The organism is Sphingobium sp. B12D2B (genome assembly GCF_025961775.1).
Classification (GTDB): domain Bacteria; phylum Pseudomonadota; class Alphaproteobacteria; order Sphingomonadales; family Sphingomonadaceae; genus Sphingobium.
Window position 1 is genome coordinate 327,422 of the sequence record NZ_JAOQOH010000001.1, and the last position, 22,622, is coordinate 350,043.

At 66.0% G+C, this 22,622-nt stretch carries 25 protein-coding genes; 17 read left to right on the forward strand and 8 right to left on the reverse strand.

Translation table 11 applies throughout. The features are described from left to right. Position 1: 1 nt before the first annotated feature. Genes M2335_RS01630 through M2335_RS01640 form a run of 3 tightly spaced genes read right to left on the reverse strand, consistent with a single transcriptional unit; the run spans position 2 to position 1,643 of the window. Positions 2–910 (reverse strand): tyrosine recombinase XerC, encoded by a 909-nt coding sequence (locus tag M2335_RS01630; protein ID WP_264593572.1) that lies wholly within the window; start codon positions 908–910, stop codon positions 2–4. Next, complete coding sequence (locus tag M2335_RS01635) at positions 907–1,362, reverse strand: NUDIX hydrolase (protein ID WP_264593573.1); 456 nt, start codon at positions 1,360–1,362, stop codon at positions 907–909. The genes M2335_RS01630 and M2335_RS01635 overlap by 4 nt, the downstream gene beginning before the upstream one ends. After that, a complete protein-coding gene (locus tag M2335_RS01640) occupies positions 1,359–1,643 on the reverse strand; it encodes a BolA family protein (protein ID WP_181561141.1) in 285 nt (94 codons plus the stop codon). The genes M2335_RS01635 and M2335_RS01640 overlap by 4 nt, the downstream gene beginning before the upstream one ends. Positions 1,644–1,693: 50 nt before the next feature. On the opposite strand from M2335_RS01640, the gene M2335_RS01645 reads away from it, so the two are divergent. The 3 genes from M2335_RS01645 to cobS all read left to right on the forward strand — a co-directional run bounded on the left by M2335_RS01645 (position 1,694) and on the right by cobS (position 4,779). Then, positions 1,694–2,311: a J domain-containing protein gene (locus tag M2335_RS01645; RefSeq protein WP_413716094.1), complete on the forward strand. Its 618-nt coding sequence runs from the start codon at positions 1,694–1,696 to the stop codon at positions 2,309–2,311. A 65-nt stretch (positions 2,312–2,376) separates the two neighbouring features. Continuing rightward, on the forward strand, positions 2,377–3,687 hold the full coding sequence (locus tag M2335_RS01650; RefSeq protein WP_264593574.1) for an Hsp70 family protein: 1,311 nt from the start codon (positions 2,377–2,379) through the stop codon (positions 3,685–3,687). 84 nt (positions 3,688–3,771) lie between these two features. Then, complete coding sequence (gene cobS / locus M2335_RS01655) at positions 3,772–4,779, forward strand: cobaltochelatase subunit CobS (protein WP_264571700.1); 1,008 nt, start codon at positions 3,772–3,774, stop codon at positions 4,777–4,779. 45 nt (positions 4,780–4,824) lie between these two features. On the opposite strand, the gene M2335_RS01660 is transcribed toward cobS, so the two are convergent. Beyond that, positions 4,825–5,439 (reverse strand): PEPxxWA-CTERM sorting domain-containing protein, encoded by a 615-nt coding sequence (locus M2335_RS01660; RefSeq protein WP_264573952.1) that lies wholly within the window; start codon positions 5,437–5,439, stop codon positions 4,825–4,827. A 242-nt stretch (positions 5,440–5,681) separates the two neighbouring features. Here M2335_RS01660 and cobT point away from each other — a divergent pair, with 242 nt between their 5' ends. After that, positions 5,682–7,508, forward strand: a complete 1,827-nt coding sequence (gene cobT, locus M2335_RS01665) for a cobaltochelatase subunit CobT (RefSeq protein ID WP_264593575.1) — start codon at positions 5,682–5,684, stop codon at positions 7,506–7,508. A gap of 319 nt (positions 7,509–7,827) precedes the next feature. On the opposite strand, the gene M2335_RS01670 is transcribed toward cobT, so the two are convergent. From M2335_RS01670 to M2335_RS01680, 3 genes are all read right to left on the reverse strand, one after another. Then, positions 7,828–9,030: a pyridoxal phosphate-dependent aminotransferase gene (locus tag M2335_RS01670; protein ID WP_264593576.1), complete on the reverse strand. Its 1,203-nt coding sequence runs from the start codon at positions 9,028–9,030 to the stop codon at positions 7,828–7,830. Between the two features lie 75 nt (positions 9,031–9,105). Beyond that, positions 9,106–9,699 (reverse strand): aminotransferase class IV, encoded by a 594-nt coding sequence (locus M2335_RS01675; RefSeq protein ID WP_264577577.1) that lies wholly within the window; start codon positions 9,697–9,699, stop codon positions 9,106–9,108. Positions 9,700–9,734: 35 nt separating this feature from the next. Beyond that, positions 9,735–10,922 (reverse strand): aminodeoxychorismate synthase component I, encoded by a 1,188-nt coding sequence (locus tag M2335_RS01680; RefSeq protein WP_264593577.1) that lies wholly within the window; start codon positions 10,920–10,922, stop codon positions 9,735–9,737. Between the two features lie 101 nt (positions 10,923–11,023). Between M2335_RS01680 and M2335_RS01685 the strand changes: the two genes are divergently transcribed. From M2335_RS01685 to M2335_RS01695, 3 genes are all read left to right on the forward strand, one after another. Continuing rightward, positions 11,024–11,365: an NnrU family protein gene (locus tag M2335_RS01685; RefSeq protein ID WP_264593578.1), complete on the forward strand. Its 342-nt coding sequence runs from the start codon at positions 11,024–11,026 to the stop codon at positions 11,363–11,365. Next, positions 11,362–11,715: an NnrU family protein gene (locus tag M2335_RS01690; RefSeq protein WP_264593579.1), complete on the forward strand. Its 354-nt coding sequence runs from the start codon at positions 11,362–11,364 to the stop codon at positions 11,713–11,715. The genes M2335_RS01685 and M2335_RS01690 overlap by 4 nt, the downstream gene beginning before the upstream one ends. A gap of 166 nt (positions 11,716–11,881) precedes the next feature. Further along, complete coding sequence (locus tag M2335_RS01695) at positions 11,882–12,019, forward strand: hypothetical protein (protein WP_264573947.1); 138 nt, start codon at positions 11,882–11,884, stop codon at positions 12,017–12,019. Positions 12,020–12,052: 33 nt separating this feature from the next. Here the strand turns inward: M2335_RS01695 and M2335_RS01700 are convergent, their stop codons facing one another. Continuing rightward, positions 12,053–12,988, reverse strand: a complete 936-nt coding sequence (locus M2335_RS01700) for a ribose-phosphate pyrophosphokinase (protein WP_181561149.1) — start codon at positions 12,986–12,988, stop codon at positions 12,053–12,055. A 174-nt stretch (positions 12,989–13,162) separates the two neighbouring features. On the opposite strand from M2335_RS01700, the gene M2335_RS01705 reads away from it, so the two are divergent. The 10 genes from M2335_RS01705 to M2335_RS01750 all read left to right on the forward strand — a co-directional run bounded on the left by M2335_RS01705 (position 13,163) and on the right by M2335_RS01750 (position 22,520). Further along, positions 13,163–14,827 carry an NAD+ synthase gene (locus tag M2335_RS01705; protein ID WP_264593580.1) on the forward strand — a complete coding sequence of 555 codons (1,665 nt, stop codon included), beginning with the start codon at positions 13,163–13,165 and terminating at the stop codon, positions 14,825–14,827. 3 nt (positions 14,828–14,830) lie between these two features. Next, positions 14,831–16,171, forward strand: a complete 1,341-nt coding sequence (gene gltX, locus M2335_RS01710; protein ID WP_264593581.1) for a glutamate--tRNA ligase — start codon at positions 14,831–14,833, stop codon at positions 16,169–16,171. Between the two features lie 129 nt (positions 16,172–16,300). Next, complete coding sequence (locus M2335_RS01715) at positions 16,301–16,981, forward strand: energy transducer TonB (RefSeq protein WP_264593582.1); 681 nt, start codon at positions 16,301–16,303, stop codon at positions 16,979–16,981. A gap of 60 nt (positions 16,982–17,041) precedes the next feature. Beyond that, positions 17,042–17,500, forward strand: a complete 459-nt coding sequence (locus M2335_RS01720) for an OmpH family outer membrane protein (protein ID WP_264593583.1) — start codon at positions 17,042–17,044, stop codon at positions 17,498–17,500. A gap of 26 nt (positions 17,501–17,526) precedes the next feature. Continuing rightward, positions 17,527–18,483, forward strand: coding sequence for a bifunctional diaminohydroxyphosphoribosylaminopyrimidine deaminase/5-amino-6-(5-phosphoribosylamino)uracil reductase RibD (gene ribD / locus M2335_RS01725; protein WP_264593584.1), 957 nt, complete (start codon positions 17,527–17,529; stop codon positions 18,481–18,483). Between the two features lie 10 nt (positions 18,484–18,493). Beyond that, complete coding sequence (locus M2335_RS01730; RefSeq protein WP_264593585.1) at positions 18,494–19,102, forward strand: riboflavin synthase; 609 nt, start codon at positions 18,494–18,496, stop codon at positions 19,100–19,102. A 55-nt stretch (positions 19,103–19,157) separates the two neighbouring features. Beyond that, positions 19,158–20,444 carry a 3,4-dihydroxy-2-butanone-4-phosphate synthase gene (gene ribB / locus M2335_RS01735; RefSeq protein WP_264571710.1) on the forward strand — a complete coding sequence of 429 codons (1,287 nt, stop codon included), beginning with the start codon at positions 19,158–19,160 and terminating at the stop codon, positions 20,442–20,444. Positions 20,445–20,446: 2 nt separating this feature from the next. Then, positions 20,447–21,310 carry a DMT family transporter gene (locus M2335_RS01740; protein ID WP_264573942.1) on the forward strand — a complete coding sequence of 288 codons (864 nt, stop codon included), beginning with the start codon at positions 20,447–20,449 and terminating at the stop codon, positions 21,308–21,310. 32 nt (positions 21,311–21,342) lie between these two features. Then, complete coding sequence (gene ribH, locus M2335_RS01745) at positions 21,343–21,762, forward strand: 6,7-dimethyl-8-ribityllumazine synthase (protein WP_181561158.1); 420 nt, start codon at positions 21,343–21,345, stop codon at positions 21,760–21,762. Positions 21,763–21,824: 62 nt separating this feature from the next. Then, complete coding sequence (locus tag M2335_RS01750) at positions 21,825–22,520, forward strand: COQ9 family protein (RefSeq protein WP_264577669.1); 696 nt, start codon at positions 21,825–21,827, stop codon at positions 22,518–22,520. Positions 22,521–22,622 lie beyond the last annotated feature (102 nt).

Consider the following 22,622-nt stretch of genomic DNA (forward strand, 5'->3'; position numbering starts at 1 on the left):
CTTATCCTTCCGCGCGCGGGTGCGCGTTGCGATAGACATCGAGCAGATGCGCCGCATCGACCTGCGTGTAGATTTGCGTCGAGGACAGGCTGGCATGACCGAGCAGTTCCTGCAGTGAGCGCAGGTCCGCGCCGCGCCCGAGCAGATGGGTGGCGAAGCTGTGGCGCAGCGCATGCGGCGTCGTGCGATCGTGCAGGCCAAGGCGCCCGCGTGCCCCCTGAATGGCGCGACGAATCAGCGCCGGGGAAAGGGGGCCGCCGCGCGCGCCCCGGAACAGGGGTGCGTCCTTGCGCGTCGGATAGGGGCAGAGCGCGATATATTCCTCGATCGCGCTGCGCACTTGCGGCAGCAGCGGCACCACCCGCGTCTTGCTCCGCTTGCCCAGCACCCGCAGCGTTTCACCCAGCGGCAAGGCGTCGCCTGTCAGTCCCAAGGCTTCGCTGATGCGCAGGCCCGCGCCGTAGAGCAGCATCAGCACGGCCCAGTCGCGCGCCCCGATCCATCCGTCCCGCGCGGTTTCGGCAATGTCCTCGGCGAGCGCGACGGCTTCATCCGGGCTGATCGGTCGCGGCACGCCGGGCTTAACGCGCGGCCCGCGCATCACCGGAATCGTGGCGCCCTCGCCGCCCACAAACCGCAGAAAGGCGCGCAGGGCAGAGAGCTCCCGCGCCGCCGAACTGTTGCCGATGCCTTCCGCCCGGCGCGCCGCCAGAAAGGCGCGCAGATCGCTTGTCGTCAGCGTGGTGATGGCCGCCGATGTCGGCGCGCGGCCGTCCATGTCCGCCATCCAGTCGAGCAGGCGTTCGGCGGTGGAGACATAGGCGCGCACGGTGTGAAGCGAGCGGCGCCGGCCTTCGGCGAGATGCGCGCGCCAGCCTTCCAGCAGCCCTGCCCGCGTTTCGCCGGTCATGACGGCACGGTGCCGGCGAGCAGCTCCTGCCAGATGTCCAGCAAATCGACCGGATACCAGGCCTCGTCATGGGCCGCCAGTTCCTGTGGCGTCCACCAGCGGTGCGAAAGCATGACGGCCTTCTCGAGATCGGTGTGACCCGCCGTGTCGATTCGCGCCTCCGCGACGGGGACCGCGTAAAAGCGCTCCTCGGCATCGACGGGAATGCCCTCGAGCGTGACGAAGGTGACATCGCGCACCGCCACGAGCGGACCGGGTTCGAGGTCGAGCCCTGTCTCCTCGCGCAGTTCGCGCCGCGCGGCCTGCTCAAAGGTTTCGCCCCGATCGACCGCGCCGCCGGGCGTCACCCAAAAAGGCGGGCGATCATCGGGCGTGAAGCGGAAGAGCAGCAGCCGTCCTTGCGGATCGGTGACCAGCAGACGGGCCGCCGGACGTTTCGCGCGAGGGCTCATTCACCCGGCGCGCGGGCTCGAATGGCGAGGGCATGCACCTTCTCACGCAGCAGATCGGCGAGCGCCGCGTTGACCATGCGCTGCCGCGCAACGCGGGATTGGCCGGTGAAGGAGTCGGCGACGATCTCCACGGTGAAGTGGCTTTCGCCGCTGCCATCATCGCCCATATGGCCGCGATGCTTGGCGCTGTCATTGATGACGGCGAGCTGTTGCGGGGACAGGGCATTTTCCAGCCGCTGTGCGATCTCTTGCCCGACCGGGCCTAGCGAAGCGTCAACCATGCGCCCTATATAAGCGTTTTGGGTCACGCAGCCACAGGGAAGAGACAGTCGTGTCGGGGTTCAATCAGGGTGCATCGCGCCGCCACACGCGCTTTCACGGCCGCGTGGAAGGCGAGGCGCGCCGCTGCTCGCACCCCGGCTGCATGGAAGCGGGCGAATTCCGCGCGCCGCCCGAGGAGCGGCGCGGCGCACCCGATGGTCCGCCGCAATGGCGCTGGTTCTGCCTGGAGCACATCCGCGCGTTCAACACCGAATATAATTACTTCAAGGGCATGAGCCCGGAGGAAATCACGCAGGCGCAGCGCCCTTATGCCGGCTGGGAGCGAGAGACGCGGGCTTTTTCATCCGCTGCGGCCAGTGGCACGCCGCCGCCGCGCTGGGCCGATTTCTCCGATCCGCTCGATGCGATCGGCGCCCGCTTCAAGATGCGGGCGGCGGAAACCGCGCAACGGCAGGATGGCAAGCCGCTATCCGGCGCGGATCGGTCTGCCCTCAAGACGCTCGGCCTTTCGACCGATGCCGACCGGCGCGCCTTGCGCACCCGCTATACCGAGCTGGTCCGCCGCTTTCACCCGGATCATAATGGCGGCGACCGTGCGCATGAGAAAGCGCTGCAGGATGTGATCGCGGCCTATTCCCATCTCCGCAAGGCGCCGGCCTTCGCCTGACGGACCTTGCCGCGCCCGGTCTGCGCTGCCATAGGCGCCGGCCCGCTTTCAGGAAGGTGATTGATATGGCGACCGGCACGCCGGCCCGCGCGATGGGCTTCGACTTCGGCACCACCAACAGCGTTGCCGCGATGGCCCAAGACGGCACGTCGCATGTGCTGGAGTTCTCGGGCGACAAGGCGACAGGCGCCGTCTTCCGGTCCGCGCTCTGCTTCTGGGAAGAGGGGGATCGCCGGGCTGCGCTGGCCCGCGAGGCAGGGCCATGGGCCATCGCGGAATATCTGGATTTTCCGCAGGGCTCGCGCTTCATCCAGTCGTTCAAGTCGGTCGCCGCCAGCCCGCTTTTCGATCATGCCAGCATCTTCGATCAGCGCATGACCTTCGAGCAGTTGGGCGAGGCCTTTCTGGAGCGCATGGTCGCCCATGCCGGTGGCGCGCTCGGCTCTGGGCCGGATGAGCGGCCCGAACGGATCATCGTCGGCCGACCGGTGCGCTATGCTGGCTCGCGACCGGATGAGGCGCTGGCCCGCACCCGCTACGATGCCATGTTCCGCACCTTCGGCACCGATATCCATTATGTCTACGAACCGCTCGGCGCGGCGTTCAGCTTCGCCAGCCGCCTGTCGGAGCCGGCGACGGTTCTGGTCGCGGACTTTGGCGGCGGCACGAGCGATTTTTCCGTCGTGCGGATGCGCCCGGCGGGCGACGGGCGGCGCTGCGAGCCGCTCGGTCATGCCGGCATCGGCATTGCGGGCGACCGGTTCGATTACCGCATCGTCGATCGTCTCGTGCTTCCCATGCTCGGCAAGGGCGGCAGCTATCGCTCCTTCGACAAGGTCCTGGAAATTCCCCGCAGCCATTTCGCGGACTTTGCCGATTGGTCGCGGCTCGCCCTGATGCGCAACCGGCGGACCATGGAAGAGCTGGCGCGGCTGCAGCGTGCCGCCGTCGATCCTGCTGCCATAGGGCGAATGATCGCCATCATCGAGCGGGAGCTCGGCTATGCGCTGTACGATGCGGTCGGCCAGCTCAAGCGCGCGCTGTCGAGCGAGGATGAAGCGCATTTCCGCTTCGAGAGCGATGATCTGGTGATCGATGCCGATGTGACGCGTGCCCAGTTTGAGCGCTGGATCGCGCTGGATGTCGCGCGGATCGAGGAGACGGTCGATCAGGCCCTGGCAGACGCCGCATTGGACGCCGGCGCCATCGACCGCGTGTTCCTCACAGGCGGATCGTCGCTCATCCCTGCGATTCGCGCCATATTCGAACGCCGGTTCGGTGCCGAGCGGATCGCGACCGGCGGAGAACTGACATCCATCGCGCACGGTCTCGCGCTGATCGGGCTGGAGCACGATCCGGCGGAATGGGCGGTCTGATCCGCCTGATGGAACCCTACCTTCTATCGACAGGGCGCGCGGCAATCGGTTAGGGGCTGTGTGACTCGCAGGAAGATGATGACTATGACCGATCTGCCCAACACCAATTCCGACATGCGCAGCGAGGTGCTGCTCGACGCGCCCGATCGCGTCGTGAGTGCGCGCGAGGTGTTCGGGGTCGATATCGACATGGAGATCCCCGCCTTTTCCGAAGCGGATGAGCGCGTTCCGGATACGGACCCCGCCTATGTGTTCGATCCGGACACGACGCTCGCGATCCTGGCCGGCTATGCCTATAATCGCCGGGTGATGGTGCAGGGCTATCACGGCACCGGCAAGTCGACTCACATCGAGCAGATCGCGGCGCGGCTCAACTGGCCCTGCATCCGCATCAACCTCGATGCGCATATCAGCCGCATCGATCTCGTCGGGCGTGACGCCATCGTCCTCAAGGACGGTCAGCAGGTCACCGAGTTCAAGGAAGGCCTGCTGCCTTGGGCCCTGCAGCGCCCGGTGGCGTTGGTGTTCGACGAATATGACGCCGGTCGGCCCGACGTGATGTTCGTCATCCAGCGCGTGCTGGAAGCGGACGGCAAGATGACCCTGCTCGACCAAAACCGGGTGATTCGTCCGAGCCCCTGGTTCCGCATGTTCGCCACCGCCAACACGGTCGGCCTGGGTGACACCACGGGCCTTTATCATGGTACCCAGCAGATCAACCAAGGGCAGATGGACCGCTGGAATCTGGTGGTGACGCTGAATTATCTGCCGGCCGAGACCGAAGCGCAGATCGTGCTCGCCAAGTCCGGCGAATATGATCATCCGGGCGGGCGCGAGGAAGTCGCCAAGATGATCCGCGTCGCGGAACTGACCCGTCAGGGCTTTATCAACGGGGATATTTCCACCGTGATGAGCCCGCGCACCGTGATCTCATGGGCGCAGAACACGCTCATCTTCAAGGATGTCGGTTTCGCCTTCCGCCTGTCGTTCCTCAATAAGTGCGACGAGGCGGAGCGGGCGCTGGTGGCGGAATATTACCAGCGCGTGTTCGGCAAGGATCTGCCGGAAAGCGTCGTTGGCAAGAGCGCCTGACGCGGCAAGGCGGCCCGAGCGCGGGCCGCCTTCGCGAATGGGTGATCAGGCGATGCGCGTGCGGGTCACCCGGTAGCGCAGGGCGACGCCGGCCAGCGCGAAGCCGGCAATCATCATGGCCCAGGTCGCCGGCTCCGGAATGGCGGGCGGCGGCGCCATCATCGCGCGCATCAGCGGGCCGGCGGTCTCCGTGTGCGACGCTGCCTGCGGCTCCGCGGCCTCGTCGAAATAGCTGCCCAGCACCGAATGGGTGAACTTGTAGGGTGCGCCTTCGAACACGGTTGGCGTCGGTTCAGTCACGGTCGCCATCGGCGTGGCAGGTGCCGGACTGGTGAAATAGCTGTCGAGCACGGAGTGGGTGAATTTGTACTGGCCGCCCTCGAAAACGCCTTGCGAATCCGCATAGTGGCCCAGCCAATTGTTGAGCTGGGCATAATTGTTGAAGTTGCGCACGCCATCCAGGCCCTTGAAGACCATCTGCTGGCTGCCGCCGCTGTTGATCGCAAAGCTGAAATCGCGCTGCGAGAAGCTGGCCTCGGTGTGCAGAATGCTGGTCAGCAGGGCGATGCGCGCATTGAGATTGACCGCCGCGCTGACGCTCTGGATCGGCAGGAGTGCGCCGCTCGTCAGCATCGCGGCAAGGCAGGCAGTCCGGATCATGGGCAATCGTCCTATCACAAAAAGCTGCGCGGCCTGGCCGCTCCAGCACCGTCCCTTGGGGACGCTGATAGGCAGGCAGGCCGCGTTCGAAAATGGATTTAACCAAGAAATCCTAATAATTTGGGTGCTGTTCCACAGCGGCACAGCTGAGCGCGCAAAGGTTGACGGGCTGAGATGGGCCGCTCTGCCAAAGGGCAGGAGGGTTGACAGGATCGGGGCGCTGGACCAGCCCATTGTACATCATGGCTGACCGTTCCCCCCTCGACCGCTTCAAGGAAGTTCTCACCGGCGCCTCGCGCGCTGTCGCGCATGATGCCGAGGTTGAGCTCGGCTTCACGCCCGATGCACCGCACCTCGCCGGCAAGCAGATTAAGGTGCCCACGCCGACGCGCAATCTGCCGGCGGATCAGGTCGCGCTCGCGCGCGGCTTTGCAGACAGCTTCGCGCTCAAGCTTCGCCACCATGATGCGCGACTCCATTCCGCGCGGGCGCCGAGCGAGCCCGCCGCGCGTGCCGTCTATGATGCCGTCGAGATGGTCCGCTATGAGGCGCTGGGGTCCAAGAACTACGCCGGCATGCGGGCCAATCTCGCCGCCGCGCTGGACATGCGCACCCATTCCGACCCGATCACGCGCGCGCAATCGGCCGACGAAGTGCCGGTTCAGGGCGCCGTTGCCTTGCTGCTGCGCGAAAAGCTGACCGGGGAAGCGCCGCCGCCCGAATCGCTCAAGGGCATCGAATTTCTGCGCGAGTGGATCGACGAGAAGGCCGCTGACGATTTTGAAGGCCTGTCTTTGTGCCTCGACGATCAGCAGGCCTTTCAGGACAAGGTGCTCTCGATGCTCCAGCATCTCGAGCTGGTGCGCGCGGAGGTTCCGCCCGAATCGCCCGATGAGGATGACGAGGACCAGGACGAGCAATCCGATCAGCAGGACGAGGACAAGGAAGAAGACGAGGGCGATGAGGACGACCAGTCCCGCGCCGACACGCGCGGCGAGGATAAGGGCGAGCCGGGCGAGGAGATGTCCGAAGAGCGCCAAGAGCAGGACGGCGACTCGGATGAGGATGGCGATGGCGACGCGCAGGATGACGATGGCGCCATGCCCGTGCGCCCCAATCGCCCCTTGTCGGACCTGCCGCCGGACTTCGACTACCACGCCTATACGACGAAGTTCGACGAGGTGGTGACGGCGCTCGACCTGTGCGATGCCGATGAACTCGTGCGCCTGCGTGGTTTTCTTGACCAGCAGCTCGCCCCGTTCCAAGGCGCGGTCTCCAAGCTGGCGCACCGTCTGCAGCGGCGCCTGCAGGCCCAGCAGAACCGCAGCTGGGATTTCGACCAGGAAGAAGGCATGCTCGATGCCGCGCGACTGGCGCGCGTTGTCGTCAATCCCGCGCACTCGCTCTCCTACAAGATGGAGCGGGACACCGATTTCCGCGATACGGTGGTGACGCTGCTGATCGACAATAGCGGCTCTATGCGGGGGCGCCCCATCGGCATCGCAGCGATCAGCGCGGATATCATGGCGCGCACGCTGGAGCGCTGCGGCGTGAAGACCGAAGTGCTGGGCTTCACCACCCGGGCGTGGAAAGGCGGGCAGAGTCGCGAACAATGGCTCGCCGCCGGGCGCCCGCCCCGGCCCGGTCGTCTTAATGATCTGCGCCACATCATCTATAAGAAGGCGGATGAGCCCTGGCGCCGTGCCAAGGCCAGCCTCGGCCTGATGATGCGCGAGGGGCTGCTCAAGGAGAATATCGACGGGGAAGCGCTGCTCTGGGCGCACAATCGCCTGCTCGCCCGGTCCGAGGAGCGGCGCATCCTCATGGTGATTTCCGATGGCGCGCCGGTCGACGATTCGACGCTGTCGGTGAATAACGGCACCTATCTGGAGCGGCACCTGCGGCAAGTGATCGGCTGGATCGAAGGGCGCTCACCGGTCGAGCTGATCGCCATCGGCATCGGCCATGACGTCACCCGTTATTACAAGCGCGCCGTGACGATCATGGATGCCGAGCAATTGGGCGGGGCGATGGTTGAGCAGCTCGCGGCGCTGTTCGACAAGGACTAGTTGGACGAGCCTTGCGTCGGGGAGCATTTCTTCGCCTGGGGAAGCTCCGATCATGACGCCGAAGCGGTCTTCGCCGATCTTCACCGTTCGTGCTGAGTAGGCTCTGAGGAGCGCCGCAGGCGCATATCGAAGAGCCGTATCGAAGCATCGCAGCGTACGGGCCGGTCCTTCGATACGCTGCTTCGACGGGCTCAGCAGCTACTCAGGACGAACGGAGAGCTGCTCGAAGAATATCCGTGCCGACGCCGGCAATGGCGCCCATCAGGCGGCGCTGGAGGCAGGCCGGCCCAGCGTTCCCGCTCAGACCGGCCTGTCCTTATCAGTTCAGCGCGGCGCAGGCTTCCTGGATGCGCGTGCAGGCCTTGCGCAGGATTTCTTCGGAGGTCGCGTAGCTTACGCGGAAGGCCGGGGCGAGGCCGAAGGCGCCGCCGTGGACGGCTGCGACGCCCTTGCTCTCGAGGAAGTAGGTGATGAGGTCCTCGTCCGTGGCAATGGTCTTGCCCTCGGGCGTGGTCTTGCCGATGCAGCCGGCGGCATCGGGATAGACGTAGAAGGCGCCTTCGGGCGTCGGGCAGTTGAGGCCCGGCGCGTCGTTCAGCATCGCCACCACCAGATCGCGCCGCTTGCGGAATGCCTCGTTGCGCTCGATGAGGAAGCTCTGATCGCCATTCAGCGCGGCCGTCGCCGCGGCCTGGCTGATCGAGCAGGGGTTGGAGGTCGACTGCGACTGCAGCTTGGCCATCGCCTTGATGATCCACTGCGGACCACCGGCATAGCCGATGCGCCAGCCGGTCATCGAATAAGCCTTGGACACGCCGTTCACGGTCAGCGTGCGCTCGTAGAGATCCGGGCAGACCTGCGCGATCGTCTTGAACGGCGTCGGCGCGTACCAGACATGCTCGTACATGTCGTCGGTGAGGATCAGCACATGCGGGTGCTTGCGCAGCACCTCACCGAGCGCCATCAGTTCCTCGCCGGAATAGGCCGCGCCCGTCGGGTTGGAGGGCGAGTTGAGCAGAACCCAGCGCGTCTTGGGCGTGATCGCGGCGTCGAGCTGGGCCGGCGTGATCTTGTAGAGCTGGTCGGCACCGGCCGCGATGATCACCGGTGTGCCGCCGGCAAAGTTCACGATGTCGGGATAGCTCACCCAATAAGGCGCGGGGATGATGACCTCGTCGCCGGCTTCCACCGTCGCGACCAGCGCATTGAACAGTGTGTGCTTGCCGCCCGAGTTCACGCTGATCTCGCTCGTCTTGTAGGAGAGCTCGTTATCGCGCTTGAACTTGGCGGCGATCGCTTCCTTCAACTCGGCGGTGCCGTCGACGTTCGTGTACTTGGTCTGCCCACCGCGGATCGCGGCGATGGCGGCATCCTTCACGAAATCGGGCGTGTCGAAGTCCGGCTCGCCGGCGGAAAGGCCGATGATGTCCTTGCCTTCCCGCTTGAGGGCAATGACCTTGTCGGTCATCGCGAGCGTGGCGCTGGGCTGAATACGGCCGAGGGCGGCGGAAGTCCGGGACATGGGAAAGCTCCTGACAGTCAGGGATGATGCGCGTGGCGCCCGGGACGCTCCCGGACGGCGCGGTGCATAGTGCGCTCAGCCGTGCGGCGCAACCAGCCTCGCAGCCATCAGCCCGCGCGCGGCATTGCCGATGAGGAAACCGTCTGCCAGATCTTCCGGCCGCAGGTCGGCCTCCTGCGCCTTGCCCTGGTCGATCAGGCTCTGGCGCAGCACGCCCGGCAGCAGGCCGCGCGCAAGGGGTGGCGTCAGCAGGGTCTCGCCCCGCTGGAGGAACAGGTTGGTGAAGCAACCCTCCGTCAGATAGCCGGCCTCGTCGGTCAGCAGCACTTCGAACGTGCCCGATTGCCGCAGGGGCACCTCATAATGGCGCCGGTCCGTGGTCTTGTGCCGCACGCGAATATCGTCTCCGCCGAGCAGGCGGGGCGCGATGCTCACCGACGCCGGTCCCTCCAGCAAGGGCGGCATTTCGCGAACCTCGATGCTGAGCGTGCCGATCCGGCCGAGCAGGATGCGCACGCGCCTTGGCTCGACAAAGCCGAAGGTCGCGGCCTGCAGCTCGTTGCGCAGCTCATGCCGGTCGAGAATGAAGCCGAGTTCGTGCGCGCTGCGTTCGAGTCGCCGGATGTGGAGATCGAGAAGGGGCAAGCCGATCTCGGGATCGAAGGCCATGGTTTCGATGAGGTCGAAATGATGGGCCTTTGCGATCAAAGCACGTTCTCCTCAACGGCCAGAAACCGTCCCTTGTCGAGGCATTCCTGCCATTCTGCTTCCGGCTGGCTGTCCGCAACGATGCCGGAGCCCAGCCCCACGATGCCCGTCCGGGCATCCTTCTCCAACACGATGGTGCGGATGGCGACATTGAACCGTGCGGTACCGTCCGGTGCAATATGGCCGATGCTGCCCGTATAGAGTCCGCGCCCGAACCGTTCGACCTCGCGGATAATCTCCATGGCGCGCAGCTTGGGCGCGCCGGTGATCGATCCGCAAGGAAAGAGGGCGCGCAGCACGTCCGCCGGGCCAAGTTGCGGTTGCAGCCGGCCCTCGACGACGGAGATCATCTGATGGACCGTCGGATAATGCTCGACATGGAAGAGCGCCGGCACCGCGACGCTGCCCGCCTGCGTTACGCGCGAGATGTCGTTGCGCAACAGGTCAACGATCATCAGATTTTCGGCGCGCTGCTTGGGGTCGCTGGCGAGGTCGCGTGCGGCGGCGGCATCGCGGTCCGGATCGGCATCGCGCCGCGCAGTGCCTTTCATCGGCCGGGTCGTCACCGTGCCATCGGCCAGCGTGAAGAAACTCTCGGGTGAGAAGGAGAGGACATGCCGGCCGTCATGGCGCAGCAAGGCGCCGTGGCCGGCGGCGGCGCGGGGCCGGATGGCGCGATAGGCGGCGAGGGGATCGCCATTGATGGCGACTCGCGCAGGGAAGGTCAGGTTCGCCTGATAGATGTCGCCGGCGCGGATATAGTCCAGCACTGTCCCGATGGCGCGGCCATAGTCCGCGCGCGAGATCATCGGCTCGATCGGGCCGATCGTGACGGGCGTCTCCGGCAACAGCGCATCCACGGCATCCGCCGCGATGGGCTGGGGCGCGTCGAACAAGCCGAACCAGAGCAAGGGCCCGGCATCGCCCTCGCGCGGCACATAGCCGTTCAGCCGCGCCTCGAAGGCGTGGCCCGCCGCATAAGAGAGGTAGCCGGCGGCGTGGAGGCCGGTTTTGACGGCAGCGTCCACCCGCGCCAGCGCAGGCAACACATCGACCAGCCGATCGGCGCGGATGATCTCGACCGGGTCGCGGAATAGCATTGCGCTGCCCGATCCGTCTGCCCGCGCATCATCGAGCAGCACAAAGGGTGCGTCGGACGATATGGGCAGGGCGGGGCGAGTCATGGCGCCCTATTGGCAGCGTGATGGCATCAAGGCCAGCGTTTCAGCACCGTCAGACTCGGTGTAGAAGCTGGACAGGCGGCAGCGTCCAGGAGGTACGTCTCATGCAGGCTTTGATACATCTGGCTCTGGCGATGGGGAGCTTCGTCGGCACGCACCTTCTCCTGTCCCATCCCCTTCGTGCGCCTCTGGTGGCGCGGCTGGGCGAGCGGGGCTTTCTTGGCTTCTATACCCTCACCGCCTTTGCCACGCTGGGCTTGACGATCCTCGCTTTCCGGGCCGCGCCCGCCGCGCCGCTGCTGTGGATGGCGCCCATCGGCCTGTGGCACCTTGGCGGACTCGTGATGGCGCTCGCTGGCGTCATGTTGGTTGGCTCGCTCATCGGCAATCCGGCGATGGTCGATCCCACCGGGCAGATGACCGCGCCCGGGGTGTCTATGCCGTGACGCGCCACCCGATGATGTGGAGCTTCATTCTCTGGGCGCTGGTTCACGCCACGCTCTGGCCATCCGGACGGACGCTGATCCTGAGTGGCGGCATCGCCCTGCTCGCCAGCGCGGGCGCGCTGGGGCAGGACCGGAAGAAGGCGCGGCTCCTGGGTGCGCCATGGCGCCAATGGCAGGCGCGCACGAGCTTTGTGCCATTCGCTGCGCTCCTGTCCGGCAAGGCGGAGTGGCACGCGCTGTGGCCAGGCGTCGTCCCGGTGCTCGGCGGCGTCATCCTCTGGCTCGGCGCCACATGGGCGCATCCGTTAATGGGCGGACCGTTCGTGCCGCCCTGGCTGTGGATTGGATGACACAGTCTCTCCCAAAATCGACGGGCCACCCCGGTTTGGGCCAGCCGGCACCGTCAATGTCGTGGATTGTCAGCCGCTGTTCGGCGCATGGCGAATCCGTGTCATCGGCTATCGCGGGAGCGGAAGGCGTATAATGTTCGGGTTTGGCAGGATCGCAGGCGCAATAGTGGCTCTGTTCGCGGCGCTGGGCCTTGCCCTGTTGCTGCGTTCCGCGCCCGAGGCGGCGCGCTGGTCGCTGATGATCTGCGTGATGGGCTTTGTCGGCGCCACCATGCGTCTGCGCCGACTCGACGCCGGTTTCTGATCTGCGGCCGGGGTCAGCTGCCCCGACGCCCGATCAGTCGAACAGCGAGCTGACCGAGCTTTCGTCGGCAATGCGGCGGATGGCTTCACCGAGCAGCGGCGCAATCGGCAGTTGCCGGATCTTGGTCGAGGCCGCGACGGATGGCGTGGCGAGAATCGAGTCGGTGATGACCAGCTCGCGCAGGGCGGAGCCTTCCACCCGCGCGACAGCGCCGCCCGAGAGCACGCCATGCGTCACATAAGCCACGACGTCGGTCGCGCCGGCATTCTTCAGCGCGGCGGCTGCGTTGCAGAGCGTGCCCGCCGAATCGACGATATCGTCGATCAGGATGCAGAAGCGGCCCTTCACGTCACCGATGATGTTCATCACTTCCGATTCGCCAGCGCGCTCGCGGCGCTTGTCGACGATGGCGAGCGGCGCATTGTCGAGCCGCTTGGCCAGCGCGCGAGCACGGACCACGCCGCCGACGTCGGGCGAGACGACCATCAGATTCTCATTCGGGAAACGGGCCTGAATGTCCGCGGACATCACCGGTGCGCCGAACAGATTGTCGGTCGGGATATCGAAGAAGCCCTGAATCTGCCCGGCATGGAGGTCGACCGAGAGGACGCGATTGGCGCCGGCGGTGGTGATGAGGTTCGCCACCAGCTTGGCCGAGATCGGCGTGCGCGGGCCCGGCTTGCGGTCCTGCCGGGCGTAGCCGAAATAAGGGACCACCGCCGTGATGCGCCGCGCCGAGGCGCGCTTGAGCGCATCGATCATGATCAGCAGTTCCATGAGATTGTCGTTCGCCGGATAGCTGGTCGACTGCACGACGAACACGTCCTCGCCGCGCACATTCTCATGAATCTCGACGAAGATTTCCTCGTCCGCAAAACGCCGCACGCTCGCATCGGTGAGCGGGAGCTCCACATAATCGGCAATCGCCTGGGCGAGCGGCATGTTGCCGTTGCCAGAGATGATCTTCATGTCGGGGTCCCCATGGCTGCGGTTGTCGCGGCCCCTCTAGCGAGCAGGTGCGCCGCTGAAAAGGCGCTTGTGACGGTTCGGGGACAAGGGATTGCGGTCAATGGCGCGGCGCGCCCGCATATCCGGCTCGGCGACGCCCTTGCTCCCGCCCCCGCCCGCCCATAAAGCGGCGCTATGACAGCCTCTCTCCGGATCGCCATGGCCCAGCTCAATCAGAGCATGGGCGATATCACGGGTAATGCGGAGGCCATGCTGGCCTGGCGGGACAAGGCGCGCGAGCAGGGCGCAGATCTGATCGTCTATCCCGAATTGCAGCTCATCGGCTATCCGCCCGAGGATCTGGTGCTCAAGCCCGCGCTGGCCGCACGCGCCGAGACCGCGCTGCATCGGCTTGCCGAGGCGACGGCGGATGGCGGCCCGGCGATGCTTGTCGGCACGGTCATCGCCAACAAAGGCCTGCTGTTCAATTGCGCGGCGCTTCTCGATGGCGGCAAGGTTGTCGCGATCCGCCAGAAGCGCGAGCTGCCCAATTACGGCACCTTTGACGAGAAGCGCCTGTTCGCACCCGGCCCGCTGCCAGACCCGGTCGAGTTTCGCGGCGTGAAGCTGGGTCTGCCGATCTGCGAGGACATCTGGTTCCCCTTCGTCACCGGGCATCTGGCGGAAAAGGGCGCGGAGCTGCTCATCTCGATCAACGGCAGCCCCTATGAGGTGGCCAAGGATGATTTCCGCGTCCGGGGCGTGTGCATGGAGCGCGTCAACGAGACGGGCTTGCCGCTATTGTATCTCAACCGCGTTGGCGGGCAGGACGAGCTGGTATTTGACGGCGCTTCCTTCGTGCTGAATGCGGACGGCGACATCGCCCATATGCTGCCGGACTGGGAGGAAGCGCTGGTCATCACGCAGTGGGACCGAGGCGACGATGGCCGCTGGTTCTGCAAACCGGGCGAGGTCCACGCGCTCGATGCGCATCCGGCGGATATTTATCACGCGATGGTCGTGGGCCTGCGCGACTATGTGAATCGCAACCGCTTTCCCGGCGTGGTGCTGGGCCTTTCGGGCGGGATAGACAGCGCGCTTTCCGCAGCCGTGGCGGTGGATGCGCTGGGTGCGGATCGCGTCTGGTGCGTGATGATGCCCTCCCGTTTCACCGGCCAGGAAAGCCTGGACGATGCGGCGGAGTGCGCGCGTCTGCTCGGCTGCCGGCTCGATACCATCCCGATTTCCCCCGCTGTCGGCGCGTTCGATGCCATGCTGGCGGATGTGTTCGCGGAGCGAACGGCGGACCTGACCGAGGAAAACATCCAGTCGCGCATTCGTGGCGTGACGCTGATGGCGCTCTCCAACAAGTTCGGCCACATGCTGCTCACCACCGGCAACAAGAGCGAGATGAGCGTGGGCTATGCGACCATTTATGGCGACATGGCGGGCGGATATTCGGTGCTCAAGGATGCCTACAAAACGACCGTGTTCGATCTCTCGCGCTGGCGCAATGCGGAGAAGCCGGCGCTGGGCCTAGGGCCGGACGGGCCGGTAATGCCGGAACGGGTTATCACCAAGCCACCCACCGCCGAATTGCGCGAGGACCAGAAGGATTCGGACAGCCTGCCGCCTTATGAGGTGCTGGATCCAATTCTCTACGGCCTGGTCGAGCAGGAAAAGTCGGTCGATCAGCTTGCTGCCATGGGCTTTGATCGCGCGACCGTCGCCCGCATCGAGCGGCTGCTTTACGTGGCCGAATATAAGCGCCGGCAGGCACCGCCGGGAGTGAAGCTGGGTGGCCGCAATTTCGGCCGCGACCGGCGTTATCCCATCACCAATGCTTTCCGGACCGCCTGAACCATGACCGTCATCACCCGTTTCGCGCCGTCGCCGACCGGCCATCTGCATGTCGGCAACATCCGCGCGGCGCTGCATAACTGGTTGTGGGCGCGCAAGATGGGCGGGCAGTGCCTGCTGCGCATCGACGATACCGATACGGCGCGCAGCGAGGAACGTTTTGTCGAGGGCATTCGGGCCGATCTCGCCTGGCTTGGCCTCACGATGGATGGCGAGGTGCGCCAGTCCGCGCGGTTCGACCTTTATGAGGAGAAGTTCGCGGCACTGCGGGCTGCCGGGCGGGTCTATCCCTGCTTCGAGTCGGCGCAGGAGCTGGACTTGCGGCGCAAGATCCTGCTCGGGCGCGGTCTGCCCCCGGTCTATGACCGTGCGGCGCTGGCGCTGAGCGCGGACGAGATCGCGGCGAAGCAGGCCGCCGGCGAGCAGCCGCATTGGCGCTTCAAGTTGGATCATGATGCGCCGATCGAATGGGTCGACCTGATCCGGGGCGACCAGCATTTCGACCCCCGGCTGCTCTCCGACCCGGTGATTCGCCGGGCGGACGGCAGCTGGCTCTACATGCTGCCCTCGGTGATCGACGATATCGACATGGGCGTCACCCATGTGCTGCGCGGCGAGGATCATGTCTCCAACACGGCCACGCAGTTGCAGATGTTTGCGGCGCTGGGTGCGCCGCTGCCGCAGTTTGCCCATATGGCCCTGCTCACCGGCGCGGAAGGCAAGCTCTCCAAGCGACTCGGCGCGGTCGGCGTTGGCGATCTGCGGGAAGCGGGGGTCGAGGCGATCACTATCAGCGCGCTGCTTGCGCGGCTCGGCACCAGCGATCCGGTGGAGCCTGTGATCGACATGGCCCCGCTGGTCGAGCGCTTCGATTTCGCGCATTTCGGGCGAGCGCCCGCCCGCTTCTCGGATGAAGAGCTGTTCGGCCTCAACGCCAAGATCGTCCACATGCTGCCCTATGAGGCGGTCGCCGATCGCCTCCCGGCGCACATCGATGCTGCCGCATGGCCGGTCGTGCAGCCCAATCTCGAGACGGTGGCGGGGGCAGCGGATTGGGTTGCGGTGCTCAGCGGCGAGATCGCGCGGCCCGATCTTGATGCCGAAGACCGCGCATTCCTCGCCCAGGCTGCCGAGGTGGCAGCGGATATCGACTTCGCCGCCGATCCCTGGCGGGCGCTGACCAGTGCCCTCAAGCAGGGCAGCGGGCGCAAGGGCAAGGCATTATTCCTGCCGCTGCGTCTCGCCCTCACCGGCGTGGATCACGGCCCGGACATGGCCGCGCTGCTACCGCTGATCGGGCGGGATCGCGCGCTCGCCCGGCTGCGTGCTGCCGCCACCAGCTGAGCGATACTCGGCGCCGGTAACGCCCACCGGCGGCCGACCCATACGCACTCTGACACCCTATAAAAACCGCTTCGCCTGATCTCTATTTAGTGATAGTATAACATCACAAATAAAATCAGGAGAGGTGTCATGTCCCTTGTGTCGTCTCAATCATCCTATGCCCCCCAGAGCGGCTATGCGGCCCGGCGGTCACCGGGCGCGCTGGCAGCGGCCATTGCGTTTAATGGCGGGCTGATCGGGCTGCTGATCGCCTTGCCGGCCACCCATTATTTGAGGCCCTCACCGACCCCTCCCATTGATGTGCGGTTCGTCCCGACCGCTCCGTTGCCGCCGCCCGTCACACCGGAGCCGGAGGCGAAAGTGGAGACTCAGCCGACTCGCCCGCTCGATACGCCACGCGACCCGGTGAGGGTCGATCCGCAGATCAACCTCGGCACCATGACCGATTTGACGACGAAGCCCTACCCCCCTTTGCCTGACCCGGATGCCGGCAAGACCATCGTCACGCCGCCCGCTGCGCCAGTCATCGTGCCCGCTCAGCCGGATGCGCGGTTTGCTGACCGGTTTCGCCCGCCTTATCCGCCCGCCATGCAGCGCGAAGGGCGCGAGGGCAGCGTCACGGTGCGGGTCAGCATCGACGAGCGTGGACGGGTGACCGCGGTCGAGCAGGTCCGCGCGAGCGGTCCGGCCTTCTTCGAGGCGGCCCAGCGCCACGCGCTGCGGGCTTGGCGTTTCCGCCCGGCCACGCGGGATGGCGTACCGGTCGCGTCCGAGCAGGTGCTCACCTTGCGCTTCGAACTGGAGCGTTAAGCGGGGCGTCACGATGACGCGCTGCTTTTCAAGGCCATGGTGCCTCCCTATGTAGGCGCCATGGCCATTTTTCCCCGCCCGGTTTCTCCACGGAGTGCTGCGTCCGATCTGCGCGAGATGTTCGCGCCCGATCGCCCGCACCGCTGGAGCATTCTTGCGCTCTCGGTGACGCTGACTGGCGTTCTGCTCTGGGGGTTCGCGATCGACTCGCGCAAGCCGGGGCAGGAACGGCAGATCATCTACATCGAGAATTGGGAGGCCAACCGGCCGGACAGTGCGATCATCCAGCGCCAGATTGAGGATTTCGCGCGGTATCGGGTGGCGCTTGAGAGCAAGCAGGGCGAGTTTCAGCGCCTCGCCGATAGTCTCGGTATCGACTGGCGCGAAGATGCCGCGCGCACCAAGCGCGAGCGCGAAGAACTGTTCGATGCGAAGGAAAAGGAGTTGCAGCAGAAGCTTGCTGCGGCTCTGGCCAAGGAAGGCGGCGTAGCGGGCAATACCGCGACGGCAACGCCCTGACTCTTCCGGGCGACAGCGCCTGGCTGATGGCAGCCATCGCCTTGTCCCACCGCTCGCGCGGTCGCACCGCGCCCAATCCCAATGTCGGATGCATAATGCTCGATGCCGCAGGCCGCGTCGTCGGGCGGGGCTGGACTCAGCCTGGCGGCCGCCCTCATGCCGAGGCGATGGCGCTGGCCATGGCCGGGGCATCGGCGCGGGGCAGCACGGCCTATGCCAGCCTGGAGCCCTGCGCGCACCAATCCGCGCGCGGCCCTTGCTGTTCGGATCTGCTGGTGGAGGCCGGCGTGCGTCGCGTCGTCGTGGCGGCGGGCGATCCCGATCCACGGACCAACGGTCGCGGCATCGCGCGCTTGCGGGACGCGGGGTTGACCGTTGAGGCACTGCCAGAACTAGCGTCCAGAGCGCGCGAAGCGATGGCTGGCTTCTTCACGCGCCAGCGGGCCGCGCGTCCTCACGTTACACTCAAGCTCGCCACCTCGCTCGACGGCTGCATTGCGCAGGCAGACGGGACGAGCCAGTGGATCACCGGCCCAGCGGCGCGGGCGCACACGCATCTGGAGCGGGCGCGGCATGAGCTGATCCTGGTTGGGCGCGGCACGCTCACGCAGGATCAGCCCCGGCTGGACGTGCGCCTGCCCGGGCTGGAGGCGCGCTCGCCCGTCCGGGTGCTCCTAAGTCACAGCGGTGCGGCGCCAGATGGTTGGCTTGCGATCCAAACTCCGGCTCAAATCGCAGGCCTTCCCGGCGATCATCTGATGGTCGAGGGCGGCGCGCAAACGGCTGGCGCCTTTCTCGCGGCCGATCTGGTGGATCGCCTTCTGCTCTACCGCGCGCCGATCCTCATCGGGCGCGGCAAGGCGGCGCTGGGCGACATTGGGCTCAATCGTCTGGCCGATGCCCACGGCCGCTGGCGGCTGGTCGACGCGCGCAATTTGGCGCCAGACCGGCTGGAGGTTTACGAACGCGTGCGGCCCGCATAGAGCAGCAGGCATGTTTACCGGCATCATCACCGACATCGGCACCATCCAGAGCGCGCAGCAGCGCGGCGACCTGCGTCTGGTCATCGGCTGCCATTATGACATGGAGGGCGTGGATATCGGCGCCTCCATTGCCTGTTCCGGCGTGTGCCTTACAGTGGTGGACAAGGGCGCCAACTGGTTCGCGGTCGACCTGTCCGCCGAGACCGTCTCGCGCACCGCGCAGGGCGCCTGGGCAGAAGGGCGGTTGCTCAATCTGGAGCGCGCGCTCAAGCTCGGGGATGAGCTGGGCGGGCACATCGTCACCGGGCATGTCGATGGCATCGGCGAAGTCGCAGACGTCACAGCCGAAGGTGATTCGCACCGGGTGACCGTGCGGCTTCCGGCCGATCTTGCCCCCTATGTCGCGGCCAAGGGGTCGATCACGGTCGATGGCGTATCGCTGACCGTGAATTCCGTGGAAGACGGTCCGGAGGGGTCGACCTTCGGCCTCAACATCATTCCGCACACTTGGTCGGTGACGACCTTCGGCCAGCTCGCACCGGGCCAGCCGGTCAATCTGGAAATCGACGTGCTGGCCCGATATCTGGCGCGCATGAAGGATCATCAGGCCCGCAACTAAGGCGCAGCTGCCGGGAAACGTTGGCAATCACATTACAATGTGATATCTGCCCGTCATGAGCAGCGAATTGATCGAAAACGTCCGTAAGCTGGTGCGGGATGGCATTCTGTCCCGCTCCGGTCTCGCCCGTGCCGCCGGGCTCCACGCCAACAGCCTGCGCCGGCTGGATGAAGCCGACTGGAATCCCACCGCCGACACACTGGGCAAGCTGGAAAGCTATCTGCTTGCCCGCGCCCATGGCACGGCTTTGGCCAGCGCCGAGGAGATCATCAACGAGGCGCGCAATGGCCGGATGTTCATTCTGGTCGATGACGAGGATCGCGAGAATGAGGGCGATCTGGTCATCCCCGCGCAGATGGCCACCCCGGATGCGATCAACTTCATGGCCACGCACGGCCGCGGCCTCATCTGTCTGGCGCTGACCCGTCAGCGCGTCGAAACGCTGGGCCTCAACCTGATGAGCGCCAGCAACGGCACCCGGCATGAGACGGCTTTCACGGTGTCAATCGAGGCCCGCGAAGGCGTGACCACCGGAATCTCCGCAGCCGACCGCGCACGGACCGTCGCCGTGGCTATCGATGCCTCCAAGGGGCGCGAGGCCATCGTGACCCCGGGCCATGTCTTCCCGCTGATCGCACGCGATGGCGGGGTGCTCGTGCGCACCGGCCATACTGAGGCGGCGGTGGACGTCGCGCGGCTGGCGGGTCTCAATCCCTCCGGCGTGATCTGCGAGATTATGAAGGACGACGGGACCATGGCCCGCCTCGATGATCTCATCCCCTTCGCGCAGAAGCATCGCCTCAAAATCGGCACCATTCGCGATCTCATCGCCTATCGCCGCCGCAACGATCACATGCTGGAGCGGCGCGCAGAAGCCACGTTCACCAGCCGCTGGGGCGGCGAGTGGCGCGCGGTGACCTTCTTCAATCGGGCGACCGAGTCCGAACAGGTTGCGCTCATCAAGGGGCATGTCACGCCCGAGCAGCCGACACTTGTGCGCATGCATCAGGTGTCTGTCTTCACCGATATTTTCGGGGAAGAAGGGCCGCGCGCCAGCCTGCTCTCCCGCGCGATGGAAATGATCGCGGAGGCAGGGGCCGGCGTCATCGTCGTCATCAATCGCCCGAGCGAAGACCGGTTCAGCCGGCAGATGAAAATCCGTACCGGTGAGGCGAGCCCAGCCGGCATGGACGAGCTGCGCGATTATGGCGTCGGCGCGCAAATCCTGGCCGATCTCGGCGTGCATGACATGATCCTGCTCACCAACAGCCACCACAATCTGATCGCGCTGGATGGCTATGATCTGGCGGTTGTCGAGGAGCGGGCGATCACGGGCGTCTGACCATGATCGAAGGGAGCGCTGCGGCGGTCCTAACCGGCCTCCTGCTCGCATTGTTTTCGGCGCTCGCCTCGGCGGCAGCGCATGCGCTGCTCAAATCGGGCGAGAACAAGCTGGCGGTGCTGGCTTGGATTCGCTGCGTCGAATTCGTGCTCGCCCTGCCATTCGTGCTGTGGATCGGCCTGCCGCCGGCAGTGCTCTGGCCCTGGCTGCTCGCGGCCGTCGTGGTTCATGCCATCTATCAATTGGTCCTTTCCTGGTCCTATTCGGTCAGCGATTTCAATGCGGCCTATCCCATCGCTCGCGGCTTCGTGCCGGTGTTCACCGCCTTGCTCGGTATGGCGTTGCTGGGCGACCGGCTGGATGGTTTCGTCCTGACCGGCATCGCGGTCGTGAGCGCCGGCATATTGGTGCTGGCGAGCGGCCGCTCCATTTCGCCGGCCGGCTTTGCCGCCGCCGCCATCGCCGGGCTGCTCACCACCTGTTACACGCTGGTCGATGCCAAGGGCGTGCGCGCCGCGCCGGATTCGCTGACCTTCATCGCCTGGTTCTTCCTGCTCGGGTCATTCCCCATGCCGGCCGCTCTGGTGGTGCGCCACGGTCGCAACGCCTTGTCCCTCATGATCCGCGACCGGGTCGCCGGGCTCCGGGCGGGGGTGATGGCCGTGGTTGCGTTTGCCCCGGCGCTGTTCGCGCTTGGTCTGGCGCCAGTCGGCGCGGTGGCGGCGGTGCGCGAATCGAGCATCGTCTTCGGGCTTGTGCTCGGCGCGTGGATGCTCAAGGAGAGGCTCGGCTGGCGCCGCCTGACGGGCGGTCTGCTGGTGATGGCGGGCACGCTCGCGGTGATTGCCGGCACGGCGTTCAGATAAGCTCACGAACATATGTCTTGAAAGGAACCGACATGGCCAAGTTTCTGATCGTCGAAGCGCGCTTCTATGACCACCTCAACGATATGCTGATCGCCGGCGCGCGGGCGGCGCTGGAGGCGGCAGGTCATCTGGTCGACGTGCTCACCGTGCCCGGCGCGCTGGAGATTCCGGCTGCCGTGTCGCTGGCCGCAGAGAGCGGGCGCTACGAGGGCTTCGTCGCCATCGGCGTCGTGATCCGTGGCGAAACCTATCATTTCGAGATCGTCTCCAACGAAAGCGCGCGTGGACTGATGGCGCTCACCATGGATGGCATCCCGATCGGCAATGGCATTCTGACCGTGGAAAACGAGGCGCAGGCGCTCGAACGTGCCGATCCGGCCCGCAAGAACAAGGGTGGCGAGGCCGCCGTTGCTGCGATCCGCATGCTGGAGATCGCCGAAGAGTATCGCTGAGACGGCCATGGCGATGGCGGCAGCGATTTCCTCGCGCGTGAAAATGCCGTAGAGCAGGGGCCATGACCCTCGCGCCCCCCACCGCCGCGCCGCAGACTGCCGGTCTGCTGGCTGATGAGACACTGGACGACCTGCGACTGCGGCTCGCGCCGTTGATCGCGGCCAATGCCGCCTTCGATGGCTGGTCCGATGCGGCTCTCGCGGTCGCAGCCGACACAGCTGGTGTGGATCGGGACGTGGCGGCGCTGGCTTTCTCCGGCGGCGCTCTGACTATGATCGATGCGTGGTTCGCCAGCGTCGATCAGGCCATGCTCGATGCCCTGCCGGCGGAGCGTCTGGCTGCGATGAAAATTCGCGAGCGGATCACGGCACTGGTCGAAGCCCGGCTTGCCGTGCTGGCGCCCAATCGCGAGGCGCTGCGCCGCGCTCAGGCCGTGCTGGCGATGCCGCTCAACCTGCCGCGCGCGACCCGGCTGGGCTGGCGCGCCGCCGATGCGATGTGGCGCGCCGCCGGGGACCGCGCGGTGGATTATAATCATTATTCCAAGCGTACCACCCTGGCGGGAGTCTATGCCGCGACCCTGCTCGTCTTCGTCAATGACGAGAGCGCGGATTATGCTGACACCCGCGCCTTTCTGGCGCGGCGGATCGAAGGGATCATGCGGTTCGAGAAAGCCAAGGGCCGGCTGACTGGGCAGACCGACCAGCATTTCAGCATGGCGCGTTTCCTGGGCCGGCTGCGCTACCGGGGGCGCTAAACGTCTGGCGTCCTGCCGATAAGCCACGGCCGCGCCAGCATCGCCTTGCTTCTCTCGGGCGATATTGATAGTCGTTCGCAAAACCACCAGAGATCGATATTG

What these genes read in the sequence shown, in the direction of transcription:
- M2335_RS01705 (WP_264593580.1), top strand. Translation starts at nt 13,163, where the DNA reads ATGACAGCCTCTCTCCGGATCGCCATGGCCCAGCTCAATCAGAGCATG.
- M2335_RS01715 (WP_264593582.1), top strand. Translation starts at nt 16,301, where the DNA reads ATGTCCCTTGTGTCGTCTCAATCATCCTATGCCCCCCAGAGCGGCTAT.
- M2335_RS01685 (WP_264593578.1), top strand. Translation starts at nt 11,024, where the DNA reads ATGCAGGCTTTGATACATCTGGCTCTGGCGATGGGGAGCTTCGTCGGC.
- cobS (WP_264571700.1), top strand. Translation starts at nt 3,772, where the DNA reads ATGACCGATCTGCCCAACACCAATTCCGACATGCGCAGCGAGGTGCTG.
- M2335_RS01660 (WP_264573952.1), bottom strand. Translation starts at nt 5,439, where the DNA reads ATGATCCGGACTGCCTGCCTTGCCGCGATGCTGACGAGCGGCGCACTC.
- gltX (WP_264593581.1), top strand. Translation starts at nt 14,831, where the DNA reads ATGACCGTCATCACCCGTTTCGCGCCGTCGCCGACCGGCCATCTGCAT.
- M2335_RS01730 (WP_264593585.1), top strand. Translation starts at nt 18,494, where the DNA reads ATGTTTACCGGCATCATCACCGACATCGGCACCATCCAGAGCGCGCAG.
- M2335_RS01720 (WP_264593583.1), top strand. Translation starts at nt 17,042, where the DNA reads ATGGCCATTTTTCCCCGCCCGGTTTCTCCACGGAGTGCTGCGTCCGAT.
- M2335_RS01700 (WP_181561149.1), bottom strand. Translation starts at nt 12,988, where the DNA reads ATGAAGATCATCTCTGGCAACGGCAACATGCCGCTCGCCCAGGCGATT.
- M2335_RS01740 (WP_264573942.1), top strand. Translation starts at nt 20,447, where the DNA reads ATGATCGAAGGGAGCGCTGCGGCGGTCCTAACCGGCCTCCTGCTCGCA.
- M2335_RS01670 (WP_264593576.1), bottom strand. Translation starts at nt 9,030, where the DNA reads ATGTCCCGGACTTCCGCCGCCCTCGGCCGTATTCAGCCCAGCGCCACG.
- ribD (WP_264593584.1), top strand. Translation starts at nt 17,527, where the DNA reads ATGGCAGCCATCGCCTTGTCCCACCGCTCGCGCGGTCGCACCGCGCCC.
- M2335_RS01675 (WP_264577577.1), bottom strand. Translation starts at nt 9,699, where the DNA reads ATGGCCTTCGATCCCGAGATCGGCTTGCCCCTTCTCGATCTCCACATC.
- M2335_RS01630 (WP_264593572.1), bottom strand. Translation starts at nt 910, where the DNA reads ATGACCGGCGAAACGCGGGCAGGGCTGCTGGAAGGCTGGCGCGCGCAT.
- M2335_RS01635 (WP_264593573.1), bottom strand. Translation starts at nt 1,362, where the DNA reads ATGAGCCCTCGCGCGAAACGTCCGGCGGCCCGTCTGCTGGTCACCGAT.
- M2335_RS01640 (WP_181561141.1), bottom strand. Translation starts at nt 1,643, where the DNA reads ATGGTTGACGCTTCGCTAGGCCCGGTCGGGCAAGAGATCGCACAGCGG.
- M2335_RS01680 (WP_264593577.1), bottom strand. Translation starts at nt 10,922, where the DNA reads ATGACTCGCCCCGCCCTGCCCATATCGTCCGACGCACCCTTTGTGCTG.
- ribB (WP_264571710.1), top strand. Translation starts at nt 19,158, where the DNA reads ATGAGCAGCGAATTGATCGAAAACGTCCGTAAGCTGGTGCGGGATGGC.
- M2335_RS01650 (WP_264593574.1), top strand. Translation starts at nt 2,377, where the DNA reads ATGGCGACCGGCACGCCGGCCCGCGCGATGGGCTTCGACTTCGGCACC.
- M2335_RS01750 (WP_264577669.1), top strand. Translation starts at nt 21,825, where the DNA reads ATGACCCTCGCGCCCCCCACCGCCGCGCCGCAGACTGCCGGTCTGCTG.
- cobT (WP_264593575.1), top strand. Translation starts at nt 5,682, where the DNA reads ATGGCTGACCGTTCCCCCCTCGACCGCTTCAAGGAAGTTCTCACCGGC.
- ribH (WP_181561158.1), top strand. Translation starts at nt 21,343, where the DNA reads ATGGCCAAGTTTCTGATCGTCGAAGCGCGCTTCTATGACCACCTCAAC.